The sequence below is a fragment of the Bradyrhizobium embrapense genome, from assembly GCF_001189235.2.
Lineage (GTDB): Bacteria > Pseudomonadota > Alphaproteobacteria > Rhizobiales > Xanthobacteraceae > Bradyrhizobium > Bradyrhizobium embrapense.
The window spans coordinates 373,256-386,875 of the sequence record NZ_LFIP02000006.1; the positions used below are offsets into that span (position 1 = coordinate 373,256).

Genomic DNA, 13,620 nt, shown 5'->3' on the forward strand with positions numbered 1-13,620 from the left:
CGGGTCGGTAAACCTCGGTTAACCCTCCCGCTTTAAGAAAGCGTTCACCGTCTTCCGCAGGGGGTCTGCGAGGATGCCGACCGAACGCTCGTCGACTGGGTGGGCTCATAGTGCTGGCTGTTTTCGCACGCCGCTACAAACCGCTGTCGCTGCCTAAGGCCGGATATCAAGTCGGCCTGACCGCGCTATTGCTGTTGGCGGGCGCCGGCTCGGTGCACGACGCGACTGCGCTGAACCAGACCCGCACCCTCTCCTTCCACCACACCCACTCCGGCGAAGACCTCACCGTCACCTTCAAGCGCGATGGCCGCTACGATGAAGCCGCGCTGAAGCAGCTCAATCACTTCCTGCGCGACTGGCGTTCCCAGGACGAGACGGTGATGGACCGTCATTTGTTCGACATCCTCTGGGAAGTCTACAGCGACGTCGGCGGCAAGCAGCCGATCCAGATCATCTCCGCCTATCGCGCCCCTGCCACCAACGCCATGCTCCGCCGCCGCTCCTCAGGCGTTGCGCGCCACAGCCAGCACATGCTGGGACATGCGATGGACTTCTTCATTCCGGGCGTGCCGCTCGAGCAGATCCGCTTCGCCGGTCTGCGGCTACAGCGCGGCGGCGTCGGCTTCTATCCGACCTCGGGCTCGCCGTTCGTGCATCTCGACACCGGCAGCATCCGGCACTGGCCGCGGATGACCCGCGAGCAGCTGGTCCGGGTGTTCCCGGATGGCCGCACCGTCCATGTCCCGACCGACGGCACGCCGCTGAAGGGCTATGAACTCGCCAAGGCCGACATCGAACGCCGCGGCAATGGCGACGATGCTGCGACCATCAGCAAGCCGACCCTCTTCGCCAAGCTGTTCGGGGCCGGCAAGTCGGGTGACGATGAGGACGAAGGCGCGGCCGCCGTGAACGACAGGCCCGCCGCCCCGACCGTGGTTGCGGCAGCAGCGCCCGCCAAATCCGCCGAGCCCGTTCCGCTGCCGCGCGCCAAGCCGCAGCAGTTCGCCGCCGCGATCCAGCTCGCGGCCGCCGACGCGCAGCTCGTCCCGATGCCGAAGGCGAAACCGGCCGTGCAGGTGGTGCAGACCGCCGAGAACACCGAGCCGCAATCGCCCGCCGACATCATCAATGCCCGCGGCTTCTGGGGTGACGAGTCGGCAGCGCCGAAGCAGGCGTCGGCCGCGCAGATCGCCGCGCTGAAGGCGCGTGAGGCGGTCGGCGGCGCCGATCCGCAGACCACTGCCAGCACGACTGACAACTTCAACAAGGCGCTCGCCTATGCGCCGGCTGCGTCCTCACCGGTCGATCGCGCCAATATCGTCGCTGCCACCGCACCGATCCCGCGCAATGTGCGCCCGACGCGCAATGCGGCAGCGCCGGCCACCGAAATCAACACCGTGATCGCGAAGGGCACGCCTGGCCAGGGCGTGATCACGACGTCGGCGCGGATCTCTGCCGCCAAGGGCAACGACATCTGGATGCGCGTCGTGATGCTGGCGCCGAGCGCGAGCAGCGGCATGCTGACCACGGTGCTTGGCGACACCGACATGAATATGATGCGGCAGCATTTCGTGAAGCCGCAGGCCGCCGTCGCCATGACCTTCTCGGAAGATCCGATGATGGGCATGACCTGCGATCGCTTCTCGGGCTCGGCGACCGCGCTGCTGACCACCCAGTCCTTCGTGCTGCGCACCGCCTCGCTGCGCTGAACCTCCTCGACAACATCACTTCAGCAGCCATTTAAGCCGGCAGCCCTGCCTTGAGCAGGCCGGCCTCGTAGCGCGCCCGGTCGGGCTCGCGCCTGTAGTGCTGGGTTGCCAGATGCGCTGCGACCGAGAAGCTCGGCTCGCGCTTCAGCACCTCGGTCGCATGGGCTGAGGCCGCCACCGAATTGCCCATCTGCGCCAGGGTCGCGGCGAGGAAGGCGTGATGCGTGTGGTCGGGCCGCGTGATCCGCGAGAACGCCTCGGCCGCATCGGCATATTTCTCGGCGCAATAGCAGGCGCGGCCGAGATGGCTCCAGAACCGCTCCGGATGGAACGGATTGAGGCGCATCGCCCGCTTGATCCAGTCGATGCCCTCCTCCGGCCGCCCGAGCCAGGTCAGGAGCTCGCCCTGCTGCACCACGACCAGGTCGTAGTTCGGATTGAGCGCAAGCGCGCGCTCCTGATGGAAGGCCGCCTTGTCGTGGTCGTCGCGGTTGAGGTTCAGCGCAGCGAGGATCCGGTGCACGTCGCTGTCGTTGTCGTCGAGCCTGAGCGCGATCTCAAGCTCGGCGGCGACCTGCGCGAAGGTCGCGTCGCGGTCGTCGCACCAATTGTAGACCCAGGTCTGGCCGAGCACGCAGGCCCGCCAGGCGTGCGCATGGGCGTAGTTGGGATCGAGCACGATGGCCCGCTCGAGCAGGCGCTGCGCTTCCATATTGTCGTCGCGCGCCGAGCGGTGATGCAGCACCTTGGCGGCGAGCACGCACTCGTAGGCCGCCATGTTGTCGGTCGGCTTGCGCTTGACGCGGTCATGGGCGGCGGCCTCGACACGGCCCGGCAAGGTCGCCACGATCGCGCGCGTCATCTCGTCCTGGATGGCGAAGATGTCGGCAAGCTCGCGGTCGTAGCGCTCGGCCCAGACGTGCCGGTCCGCCTCGGCATCGATCAGTTGCACCGTGACGCGGATCCGGCCGCCCGCCTTGCGCACGCTGCCCTCCAGCACATAGTCGACGGCGAATTCCTTCGCGACGTCCTGCACCTTCACCGCCTTGCCCTTGTACACGAAGGTCGAGTTGCGCGAGATCACCAGCAGATCGTGGAAGCGCGACAGTTCGGTGATGATGTCCTCGGTGAGACCGTCGGCGAAGAATTCCTGCTCGGGATCGCCGCTCATATTGACCAGCGGCAACACGGCGATCGAGGGCTTCTTGGCGACGACAGGGGCGGCGGCCACGCTCGGATGGTCGGTTGCGGAACTGGCGCACGATTCGAGATGGATGCGGAAAACCCGGATCGGGCGCGCGATGTTCTTGACGATCTGGTCGCCGAGATCCTCGAAGCTCAGATCCTCGAGGCGATCGCCGACTTGATCACGGACCGCACCGGAAATGCAGATGCCGCCGGGTTCGGCCAGCGTCTCCAGACGCGACGCGACATTGACGCCGTCGCCGAAGATATCGGCACCGTCCACAATCACGTCGCCGAGATTGATGCCGATACGAAACTGCATCCAGCGCGCCGGCGCGACGTCGGCGTTGCGCCTGGCCATCCTGCTCTGGACCTCGGCCGCGCACAGCACAGCCTCGACCACGCTGTGGAATTCGACCAGCAGGCCGTCGCCGGTGGTCTTGATGATGCGGCCGCGATTTTTGCTGATGGCCGGATCGATCAGCTCGATCCGATGGGTCTTGAGGCGCGCAAGGGTGCCCGTCTCGTCAGCCTCCATCAGGCGGCTAAAGCCGACCATGTCGGCGGCGAGGACCGCAGCGAGCCGACGCTCTGGTCCTGGCACGTCCATCTGAACGATCTGCCCGGTTACCTCACCGGCAGACTAGCAAATCCCGGGATGTCACCCAAGCCTCGCCAAGAGGCTTGGCGAGTTGCCCCGGGCGGGCGCCTCGGCCACGCCGGACCGGCCGCCTGCGGCCTCAGAGCATCCCGAGCGCCTGCATATAGGTCTCCAGGATGGTTTCCTGCTCCTGGCGCTCGTTGGCATCCTGCTTGCGCAGGCGCACGATGGTGCGCAGCGCCTTGACGTCGAAGCCGTTGCCCTTGGCTTCGGCATAGACGTCGCGGATATCGTCCGAGATGGTCTTCTTTTCCTCTTCCAGCCGCTCGATGCGCTCGATGATGGACTTGAGCTGGTCCTTGGCAAATCGCGTTGCGGGTTCATCCTGAACGGCGGCAGACGTGGTGGCCATCGCGTACTCCTGAAATGGCAATGAAATGTCGCGCGAATACGCGCCACGCGCACCGCTTGTTGCGGGCGACCCTCGATTTTGGAGCACGTCCCGTCAAGGAAACATCGCGCTCATCCACAGCGCGCCCACAGGAGATGCGGACGACCACGGAACTGGCGTCACATTAGATCGGGAATTAATGCCCGGTTTGGGCCTTCTTCATCGCCGCAAGTTGATCCGGCGTCGCGCTGCCCTGATACTTCGCCTTCCACTCCTCATAGGGCATGCCGTAGACGGCCTCGCGGCTCTCGTCCTTGCTCACCGCAAGGCCCTTGGCGTCGGCCTCTTCCTTCAACCAGTTGGACAGGCAATTGCGGCAGAAGCCGGCAAGATTCATCAGGTCGATGTTCTGCACATCGGTCCGGTTGCGGAGATGATCGACGAGGCGCCGGAACACCGCGGCCTCAAGTTCTGTTCTGGTTTTGGCGTCAATGCTCATGATCGTGATCCCGGTGTGATGCGCTCACCATATTGATATCAGATGGGAATTGTCACAGATTTTGCCATATCGACGCGCAATACGGACCAGTCCGGCCACACTGGCCACGGTCCCGCAGCGTGTGGGGACGGGCGCCCCGCCCGTTGACAGTGCCGGCCGGGCACGCGAAATCGACAATGATTTGATATAGCTTCGCCGCATGAGCCCAACAGATTCTCTCGCCCCTGCTCCCCGCACCATCCGCCTGATCCTGGCCGGCATCCTGCCGGTGCTGGCGCTGGTCGCGGTGTGCCTGTGGACGAGCCCGGCGGCCGCCGATTTCCGGCTCTGCAACAACACCTCGAGCAGGGTCGGGATCGCGCTCGGCTACAAGGATGCCGAGGGCTGGACCACGGAGGGCTGGTGGAATGTGTCCTCGCGGACCTGCGAGACCCTGCTGCGCGGCAATCTTGTGGCGCGCTACTACTACATCTACGCTCTCGACTACGATCGCGGCGGCGAATGGTCCGGCCAGGCCTTCATGTGCTCGCGCGACAAGGAATTCACCATCAAGGGCACCGAGAATTGCCTGGCGCGGGGCTTTGACCGCACCGGCTTCTTCGAAGTCGACACCGGCGAGCAGCGTGCATGGACCGTCCAGCTGACCGAAGCCAACGAACAACAGCCGCAGAAAGTCCCGGGAATGCCGGGCGGCGTGGCCCCGGGAAGCCCCGGGGCGATGCCGGGCCTGCCCAACCCGCCGCCGGGCGCAGCGCCTCCGGGCGCGTCTGGTCTGCCGCCAGCCGCACCACCCGGAAACAAACAATGAGACGCCTGCGCCGAATCAAGATCCTCGCAACACTCGGCCCGGCCTCCTCAGACAGCGCCATGATCCGCAAGCTGTTCGAGGCGGGCGCCGACGTATTCCGCATCAACATGAGCCATACCCCGCATGACAAGATGCGGGAGCTGGTCAAGACCATCCGCAATGTCGAATCGAGCTACGGCCGGCCGATCGGCATCCTGGTCGACCTGCAAGGGCCGAAGCTGCGGCTGGGTTCATTCGCGGAAGGCTCGACCCAGCTCAAGAACGGCCAGAGCTTCACGCTGGATTCCGACAAGACGCCGGGCGACAACAGCCGCGTCCAGCTTCCGCATCCGGAAATCCTCGCTGCGCTGCGGCCCGGCCATGCGCTGTTGCTCGACGACGGCAAGGTGCGGCTGATTGCCGAGGAAACCTCGCCCGACCGCGCAGTCACGCGCGTCGTGATCGGCGGCAAGATGTCGGACCGCAAGGGCGTCAGCCTGCCCGACACCGACCTGCCGGTCTCCGCGATGACCCCGAAAGACCGCGCCGATCTCGAAGCCGCGCTGCCGGAGGGTATAGACTGGGTGGCGCTGTCCTTCGTGCAGCGCGCCGAGGACGTGATCGAGGCCAAGAAGATGATCCGCGGCCGCGCCGCCGTGATGGCCAAGATCGAGAAGCCGCAGGCGATCGATCGCCTCGCCGACATCATCGAGGCGGCGGACGCGCTGATGGTGGCGCGCGGCGATCTCGGCGTCGAGTTGCCGCTGGAGCGGGTGCCGAGCCTGCAGAAGCAGATGATCCGGATGGCGCGCCGCGCCGGCAGGCCGGTGGTGGTCGCAACCCAGATGCTGGAATCAATGATCCAGGCGCCGGTGCCGACGCGCGCCGAAGTCTCCGACGTCGCCACAGCCGTCTACGAGGGCGCCGACGCGATCATGCTGTCGGCGGAATCCGCCGCCGGCAAATTCCCGGTGGAAGCGGTCTCGACCATGAACCGGATCGGCGAGGAAGTGGAGCGCGACCCGACCTATCGCAGTGTGATCAACGCCCAGCGTGTCGATCCCGAGGCGACGGTGGGCGACGCCATCGCCGACGCAGCGCGGCAAATCGCCGAGACGCTCGATCTGTCGGCGATCATCTGCTGGACCTCGTCGGGCTCGACCGCGATCCGCGTGGCGCGCGAGCGGCCGAAGGTGCCGGTGGTCGCGATCACGCCGAACCTCGTCACCGGGCGCAAGCTGTCGGTGGTGTGGGGCGTTCATTGCGTGGTCGCCGAGGACGCCCACGATCTCGACGACATGGTCGACCGCGCCGGATCGATTGGATTCCGCGACGGCTTTGCCAAGGCCGGCCAGCGCGTCATCATCGTTGCCGGCGTGCCGCTCCGCGCGCCCGGCACCACCAATATGCTGCGCATCGCGTCGGTCGGACCGAACGGCGACGCGCAGCTGTAATTCGCCACGCCGGGCCACGCTGTGCTGCAGACCGTCAGCCCTGCAGCGACGCGTCGAGCGTAATCCTGGTGTTGAGCAGCTTCGACACCGGGCATCCGGCCTTGGCCTTGCCCGCCAATTCCTGGAATGTCGCGTTATCCGCGCCCGGAATCTTCGCCGACAGCGTCAGATGCACGGCGGTGATGGCGAAGCCGTCGGCGACCTTCTCCAGGGTCACGTCGGCCTTGGTCTCCATGTGCTCGGCCGTGAGCTTGGCTTCGCCCAGGATCAACGACAGCGCCATCGTGAAGCAGGCGGCATGCGCTGCGCCGATCAGTTCTTCCGGGTTCGAGCCGGGCTTGCCCTCGAAGCGGCTGGCGAAGCCATAAGGGTAATCCGAGAGCGCGCCGCTCTTGGTCGAGATCGCGCCCTTGCCGTCCTTGATGCCGCCCTGCCATTTGGCCGAGCCATGGGTCGTCGTCATGCGTTGCTCCATGAGGTTGGTTGAACCCAGCCCGCAAAGCTACAACGCCAATGCGACAGAAGTGTTCGACCTCAGGCGCCGACCAGTGCCTTCGCCGGGGTCGTCGCCTGCACCACGAGACCACGGGCACGCGCATCCATCACGCCGACCGCGCGCAGCGCGAGCAATGTCACGGTCTGCACCGCGTCGCGCAGCTTGATCGGATCGTCGAGATTGGACGGCGCCAGCGGGCCGACCAGCGCTTCATGCAGCGCGCCCAGCAAGGCGGTGGCGGCCAGCGCCGTATCCTGCGCCGGCAGATGTCCGGCGCGCACGGCGGCGTCGATGCGCATGGCAAGCTCGCCGGAAATATCGCGGCGGCTGGCGAGGCGCGAGGCGGTGACGTCGACATCGACCGGCTCGGCCAGGATGCCCCAGGCGAGCTTGCGCTGCGACAACACATGGACCGCGATCGTCGTCACCGCGGCGGCGAGCGCGGATGACGGGCCGGGCGCGGCATCTGCCGCACGCCGGATCGCCGACAGTTCGTCGCGCGAGACCTCGGTGATCAATTCCGAGATCAGCTCGGCCTTCGACGGGAAATAGCGATACACAGTGCCTGCCGCGACATTGGCCCGCACCGCGACAGGTGCTATCTGGACCGCGGCCATGCCGCCCGCCGCCGCCGCGTCCCGCGCAGCCGACAGGATGGCGCTGCGCCGGGCAGCGAGCCGTTTCACGACCTGATGAGTTCGCCGGTAGACCATGGCATTCCGTCCCCCACCGTGTGCCCTGGCCGGCGCCCACCGGCAGAACACACGCGTCTTCAATGTTTTGAACGATTGATCCCGCAATCGTCTGAAGAAGTGAACAACTATTCAGACTGAATGACAAGCTGGAATTGTAAGGATTTTGCGACATCCGCATGCCGCCTCCGATTGGACTGGCCGCCGGTCCGCCCCGCGGGTGCTCTGGGCCGCCCGGATTCAGCGACAGATCGGCAGCTGCTAACGGCGCTCGGGTTCGGGTGAGGTTTGCGATGGTAAATCGCAAGCTAAGATGATCGCTCGAAATCGAGACATCCCGTCTCGCGTTGACCCGCGACATCGCGGTCGCATTTACCCGAATTTATCGGAAGCCGTGGTCGAGTGCCCGACGTCACGCGTGGCGTTGCCTAGATGTCACCGGCCGAACCAAGAAAGCTCATGTCACTCTCCATCACCAGCAGCGTGAGTAGCCGTAGCGCGGTGCGAGGGCTGCTGCCGCTGTGCGCCGCCGTGGGCGCCTATCTGTTCTATCTCTCCGCCGGTGAGATCCTGCTGCGCGATTCCGACACCGAGTGGCAGATCAAGGTCGGACAGTGGATCCTCGAACACGGCGCGATGCCGACATCAGACCTGCTCTCGTTCACCCGTTTCGGCGAGCCCTGGATTTCGAGCTCGTGGCTGTCGCAGGTGGCGTACGCCCTGGTGTACGGCGGCGATTGGGCCGGGCCGGTGATCCTGACCTCGATCGCGATCGGCGCGACGGTCGCGATCTTCCTGCATCTGTTGAGCCCGTATTTCGATCCGGCGCGTACACTCCTGATCGCGGCGCTGGCGCTACTGCTGTCGACGATCCACTTCCTCGCGCGGCCGCATGTGCTGGCCCTGCCGGTGCTGCTGGCGTTCATCGGCGGCCTGATGGCGGCTGCAGATCGCCGCGCCTCACCGTCTTGGTGGCTGCTGCCGCTGATGGTGCTGTGGGCCAACCTGCATGGCGGCTTCGTGCTCGGCCTGGCGCTGATCGGACCGATTGGCCTTGAGGCGGTGTGGAGCGCAGAACCCGGCCGCCGCCGGGGGCTCATCGTGCGATGGGGACTATTCGGCGTTGCTGCGCTGGCCGCGAGCTGCGTGACGCCCTATGGCTGGAACAGCCTGCTGGGTGCGACCAAGATCCTCAGCCTCGGCAAGCTGCTGACGCTGATCGGCGAATGGCTGCCCGCGGATTTCAGCAAGCCCAGCTTCTTCGAGGCCACGCTGCTCGGCCTGATCGGCATCATTTGTTACCGCGGGCTGACCCTGTCGGTGCCGCGGATCCTGCTGCTGCTCGGGCTGATCTGGATGGCGCTGAGCCATGTCCGCAACATCGAGGTGTTCGCGTTCATCGCACCGCTGGTGCTCGCCAAGCCGATCGCCGAACAATGGGGAATGGCAGGCGCCCCCGCCGCCCGCTTCGAGGAAGGACGCTCAGTACCCGTCGTCACGACCGTTGCTGCTATCGCAATGGTGATCGGAGCCTGGGTGACGACGACGACGTTCGTCGCGCAGCACGAGTTCAAATTCCTGCCGGCGGTCTCGCCCGTTGCCGCGGTCGACGTCCTCCAGCAACACAGGGCGCAGCGTGTGTTCAGCACCGCACCGTTCGGCGGCTACATGGTGCTGCGCGACATGAAGGTGTTCATCGACGGTCGTGCCGAGCTCTATGGCGAGCAATTCGTGCTCGACTATTACGCCGCGCTCGATGCCCGCGACGTCGGCCAGCTGCTGAACCTGCTCGACAAATACCGGATCGACGCCACGCTGCTGAGCTCGGACTCGCCCGCCGGCAACGCGCTGGACCACCTCAAGGGCTGGAAGCGGCTCTACAAGGACGACATCGCCGTCATCCATGTGCGATCGGACGAGACGGCCAACGCGGTGCCGGCGGCAGAGAGCACGCAGTAGCCCGCGCTACTGCACGCCCCGAATCGCAGCGCCGCCTATCCCCGTCATCATGAGGCGCGAGCGCAACGGCCACCGACCGGGCCGCGCATCCTTCGAGACGCGTTACGCGCTCCCTCGGGATGACGGGGATAACGCAAGGTACTGGCTCAGGTGCGCTCACCCAGCCTAGTTTCCCGTCTGGAGCTCGCCGAAGCGATCCCAGCTCTTGCCGTTGAAGCGCATCAGCTGCATCTGGTCGACCGGCACATGGTCGGCCGGCGAGGTGTTGACCTTGATGCCCGGCAGCAGCATCGGCAATTCCAGCTCCTTGATCGCGAACGCCTGCCGCAGGATGTTCTCGGTCGAGAGATCGTCGCCGCACGCCCTCAGCACGGCTTCCAGCGCCATCGCGCTGTTGTAGGCGTTGACGTAGTTGGTGTCGTGTTGATCGCCTTCGGGCAGGTATCGGGTCATGAAGTCGCGCCAGCCCTTCATGCCCGGATCGTCCTTCCACGCCGGATCGTCCGGATCCTTCACATACGCCGTCGAGATGATGCCGGTGCCGGCCTCGACGCCGGCCGGCTGCATCACGGTCGAAATCCACACCGCGGTGTTGGAGAGGAACGTCATCGGCCGCCAGCCGATCTCATAGGCCTTGCGGATCGACTGCGCCGCAAATTTCGGCGTCGCCGCGATCACGAAGACGTCGGCATTGGTCGCTTTCAGCTTGACGATCTGCGAGTCGATGGTCGGGTCCGTGATCTCGTAGGTCGCAACGGTGACGACCGAATCATATTTCTCGCCGAGCACGTCCTTCAGGCCCGCGAGATAGTCGCGGCCGTAGTCGTCGTTCTGCGAGATGACCGCGAACCGCGCGTTCGGATTCTTCGCCAGCGCATAGCGCGCGTAGAGCCGCGCCTCGTAGCGGAACGGCGCCTGCACGCCCATCGTCGCCTGCGGGAATTGCGCGATGTCGCCGAACTTCGAGGCGCCGGAGGCGAGGAACAGCTGCGGAATGTTCTTGCTCTGGAGGTACTTTGCGATCGCCGTGTTGTGCGCGGTGCCGATCGAGGAGAAGATCAGCGCAACCTCGTCGCTCTCGACGAGGCGGCGCGTCTGCTCCACCGTCTTCGGCGGCGCATAGGAATCGTCCAGCGAGATGAAGTTGATCCTGCGGCCGTTGATGCCGCCGCGCTCGTTCAGCATCCTGAAATAGCCGGCCTCGCCCTTGCCGAGCGCGCCGAACGCCGACACCGGCCCGCTGTAGGGCATGGTCTGGCCGATCCTGATTTCGGTTGACGTGACGCCGCGCATCTCGGCGGTGATTGAAGCGTTGGGCAGCAGCAGGAATGAAATGGCGCCAAGCGCGCCGAATGCCTTGCGCATCGGCCTTCCCTCCCCTCGTTCTTGCCGCGTCTCGGACAGCGCGACCGTGTCGTTTGTCGGCTTGCCTCCAGGATGCCACGGTGCCCGAACGGAGGCCAAGCCTATTCGCCGCGGCGATCTCAGCGCTTGCCGCGCTGCTTGACCGTGATCACGAACTTTAGTCCCGACCACACCGCATCGACGGCGCAGACCTTGACGTCGACCAGGCCGGCCGCGAGCCCGGCCGCGCGCACGACCCTGTCGTCAAGATCGGTCGCGACGCCCGAGCTCTTCTTCGGCCACGACACCCAGATCATGCCGTCGGGCGCGATCGCCTCCCGGTAACGCTCAAGCTTGCCGGCGAGCCCCCTGGCCTCGGCGGCGAACAGATGCACGGCATCGAGCGGGCTGTCTTTTCGATCCGCAGGTCGGCCGGCAGTTCGCCGACGATGTCGTGATAGGGGGCGGACAACCCATCGACAAAAATACAAAAGCCCGGCTTGAGGCCGAGCTTTTGCACAACTGACTTGCCGGGGCTGCCGGCCACCGCGGCGAGGCTTACGCCTGCGGCTGCGGCTCGAGGCCAGTGTCCGGATCGGGACGCGGGCGCGACTTGCCGGCCGGCGGCACCGCGGAGGCGCGCGGCGTCGACGGTTCCAGCACCGACTCGCGGTTGGGCTTCTTGCCCTTGAGCAGGTCGATGATCTCGTCGCCGGTCAGCGTCTCGAACTCGAGCAGGCCCTTGGCCAGGGCTTCGAGGTCGGCGTGCTTCTCGGTCAGGATGCGTGTCGCTTCCTTGTAGCCTTCCTCGACCAGACGCTTGATCTCGGAGTCGATCTTCTGGACCGTCGCCTCGGACGCATTCTGGGTGCGCGAGACCGACATGCCCAGGAACACCTCGTCCTGGTTTTCGCCATAGGACACGGTACCGAGCTCTTCCGACAGGCCCCAACGCGTCACCATCATGCGGGCCAGGCGGGTCGCCTGCTCGATGTCGGAGGCGGCGCCTGAGGTCACCTTCTCGCGGCCGAAGATCAGCTCCTCCGCGACACGTCCACCCATCATGATGGCGAGGCGCGAGGTCATCTGCTCGAGCGACATCGACAGCTTGTCGCGTTCCGGCAACTGCATCACCATGCCCAGCGCCCGGCCGCGCGGAATGATGGTCGCCTTGTGGATCGGATCGGTCGCGACGACGTTGAGGCCGACGATGGCGTGGCCGCCCTCGTGATAGGCCGTCAGCAACTTCTCTTCCTCGGTCATGACGAGCGACTTGCGCTCGGCGCCCATCATCACCTTGTCCTTGGCCTCTTCGAACTCGGCCTGTGTCACCATCCGCTTGTTACGGCGGGCGGCGGTCAGCGCGGCCTCGTTGACGAGGTTCATCAGGTCGGCGCCGGAGAAGCCCGGGGTGCCGCGCGCGATGGTCTTGAGGTTGATATCCGGCGCCAGCGGCACCTTGCGGACGTGAACCTTGAGGATCTGCTCGCGGCCGACGACGTCCGGATTGGGCACCACGACCTGGCGGTCGAAGCGGCCCGGACGCAGCAGCGCGGGATCGAGCACGTCGGGACGGTTGGTCGCCGCGATCAGGATCACGCCCTCATTGGCTTCGAAGCCGTCCATCTCGACCAGCAGTTGGTTCAGCGTCTGCTCGCGCTCGTCATTGCCGCCGCCGAGGCCGGCGCCGCGATGACGGCCGACCGCGTCGATTTCGTCGATGAAGATGATGCAGGGCGCGTTTTTCTTGGCCTGCTCGAACATGTCGCGGACGCGGCTCGCGCCGACGCCGACGAACATTTCGACGAAGTCAGAACCGGAGATGGTGAAGAACGGCACGTTGGCTTCGCCCGCCACCGCGCGCGCGATCAGCGTCTTGCCGGTACCAGGAGGGCCGACCAGCAGCACGCCGCGCGGAATGCGTCCGCCGAGCCGCTGGAACTTGCCGGGGTCGCGGAGGAATTCGACGATCTCCTGCAGATCCTGCTTGGCCTCGTCGACACCCGCGACGTCCTCGAAGGTGACGCGGCCGTGCGCCTCGGTCAGCATCTTGGCGCGCGACTTGCCAAAGCCCATCGCCTTGCCGGCGCCGCCCTGCATCTGCCGCGACAGGAATATCCAAACGCCGATCAGCGCGATGAACGGCAGCCACGAGACGAGCAGCGAGACGAACCACGGCACGTTGTCGCCCGGCGCCTTCGCGGTGATCTGCACCTTGGCGTCATAGAGGCGCTTCACGAGCGTCGGATCGCTCGGCGCGTAGGTCTGGAAGCTGGTGCCGTTGTTGAAGGTGCCGTGAATCTCGGGCCCCTGAATAACGACGTCGCGGACATGGCCCTGATCGACCTCGGTGAGAAGCTGCGAGAACGAGATGTCCGAGGACGACGAGCGTTGACCAGGATTCTGGAAAAGCGTGAACAACGCCAGCAACAGCAGGACAATGATGACCCAGAGGGCGAAATTCCGCAGATTGGCGTTCATGGTCTTCCTTCGTGGTCGCGCG

Annotated in this window: 12 protein-coding genes; 4 read left to right on the forward strand and 8 right to left on the reverse strand. The window is 65.8% G+C overall.

Going from position 1 to position 13,620, the window contains the following annotated elements:
- Nucleotides 1-110: 110 nt before the first annotated feature.
- Nucleotides 111-1,709, forward strand: a complete 1,599-nt coding sequence (locus AKN83_RS27220; RefSeq protein ID WP_063695538.1) for a peptidoglycan L,D-endopeptidase MepK — start codon at nt 111-113, stop codon at nt 1,707-1,709.
- Nucleotides 1,710-1,740: 31 nt separating this feature from the next.
- Here AKN83_RS27220 and AKN83_RS27225 read toward each other — a convergent pair whose 3' ends face one another.
- The 3 genes from AKN83_RS27225 to AKN83_RS27235 form a co-directional block, all read right to left on the reverse strand.
- The gene (locus tag AKN83_RS27225; RefSeq protein WP_050404480.1) at nt 1,741-3,504 is read right to left on the reverse strand and encodes an adenylate/guanylate cyclase domain-containing protein; all 1,764 of its coding nucleotides are present in this window, start codon (nt 3,502-3,504) and stop codon (nt 1,741-1,743) included.
- 130 nt (nt 3,505-3,634) lie between these two features.
- On the reverse strand, nt 3,635-3,907 hold the full coding sequence (locus AKN83_RS27230) for a DUF2312 domain-containing protein (protein ID WP_029085502.1): 273 nt from the start codon (nt 3,905-3,907) through the stop codon (nt 3,635-3,637).
- Between the two features lie 175 nt (nt 3,908-4,082).
- Complete coding sequence (locus tag AKN83_RS27235) at nt 4,083-4,385, reverse strand: DUF1244 domain-containing protein (protein WP_050404479.1); 303 nt, start codon at nt 4,383-4,385, stop codon at nt 4,083-4,085.
- A gap of 199 nt (nt 4,386-4,584) precedes the next feature.
- Here AKN83_RS27235 and AKN83_RS27240 point away from each other — a divergent pair, with 199 nt between their 5' ends.
- Together AKN83_RS27240 and pyk are read left to right on the forward strand one after the other, a co-directional pair.
- On the forward strand, nt 4,585-5,193 hold the full coding sequence (locus AKN83_RS27240) for a DUF1036 domain-containing protein (RefSeq protein ID WP_050404478.1): 609 nt from the start codon (nt 4,585-4,587) through the stop codon (nt 5,191-5,193).
- Complete coding sequence (gene pyk / locus AKN83_RS27245) at nt 5,190-6,626, forward strand: pyruvate kinase (RefSeq protein ID WP_050404477.1); 1,437 nt, start codon at nt 5,190-5,192, stop codon at nt 6,624-6,626. The genes AKN83_RS27240 and pyk overlap by 4 nt, the downstream gene beginning before the upstream one ends.
- Before the next feature lie 34 nt (nt 6,627-6,660).
- Here the strand turns inward: pyk and AKN83_RS27250 are convergent, their stop codons facing one another.
- Nucleotides 6,661-7,089, reverse strand: a complete 429-nt coding sequence (locus AKN83_RS27250) for an OsmC family protein (RefSeq protein ID WP_050404485.1) — start codon at nt 7,087-7,089, stop codon at nt 6,661-6,663.
- A gap of 71 nt (nt 7,090-7,160) precedes the next feature.
- Nucleotides 7,161-7,835 (reverse strand): TetR/AcrR family transcriptional regulator, encoded by a 675-nt coding sequence (locus AKN83_RS27255; RefSeq protein WP_021078615.1) that lies wholly within the window; start codon nt 7,833-7,835, stop codon nt 7,161-7,163.
- Between the two features lie 438 nt (nt 7,836-8,273).
- Between AKN83_RS27255 and AKN83_RS27260 the strand changes: the two genes are divergently transcribed.
- Complete coding sequence (locus AKN83_RS27260; protein WP_050404476.1) at nt 8,274-9,773, forward strand: hypothetical protein; 1,500 nt, start codon at nt 8,274-8,276, stop codon at nt 9,771-9,773.
- A gap of 165 nt (nt 9,774-9,938) precedes the next feature.
- Here the strand turns inward: AKN83_RS27260 and AKN83_RS27265 are convergent, their stop codons facing one another.
- The 3 genes from AKN83_RS27265 to ftsH all read right to left on the reverse strand — a co-directional run bounded on the left by AKN83_RS27265 (nt 9,939) and on the right by ftsH (nt 13,598).
- Complete coding sequence (locus AKN83_RS27265; protein ID WP_050404475.1) at nt 9,939-11,138, reverse strand: ABC transporter substrate-binding protein; 1,200 nt, start codon at nt 11,136-11,138, stop codon at nt 9,939-9,941.
- Nucleotides 11,139-11,257: 119 nt separating this feature from the next.
- Nucleotides 11,258-11,512 carry a hypothetical protein gene (locus tag AKN83_RS42100; protein ID WP_430641579.1) on the reverse strand — a complete coding sequence of 85 codons (255 nt, stop codon included), beginning with the start codon at nt 11,510-11,512 and terminating at the stop codon, nt 11,258-11,260.
- A 163-nt stretch (nt 11,513-11,675) separates the two neighbouring features.
- Nucleotides 11,676-13,598 carry an ATP-dependent zinc metalloprotease FtsH gene (gene ftsH, locus AKN83_RS27275; protein ID WP_050404474.1) on the reverse strand — a complete coding sequence of 641 codons (1,923 nt, stop codon included), beginning with the start codon at nt 13,596-13,598 and terminating at the stop codon, nt 11,676-11,678.
- Nucleotides 13,599-13,620: the final 22 nt, after the last annotated feature.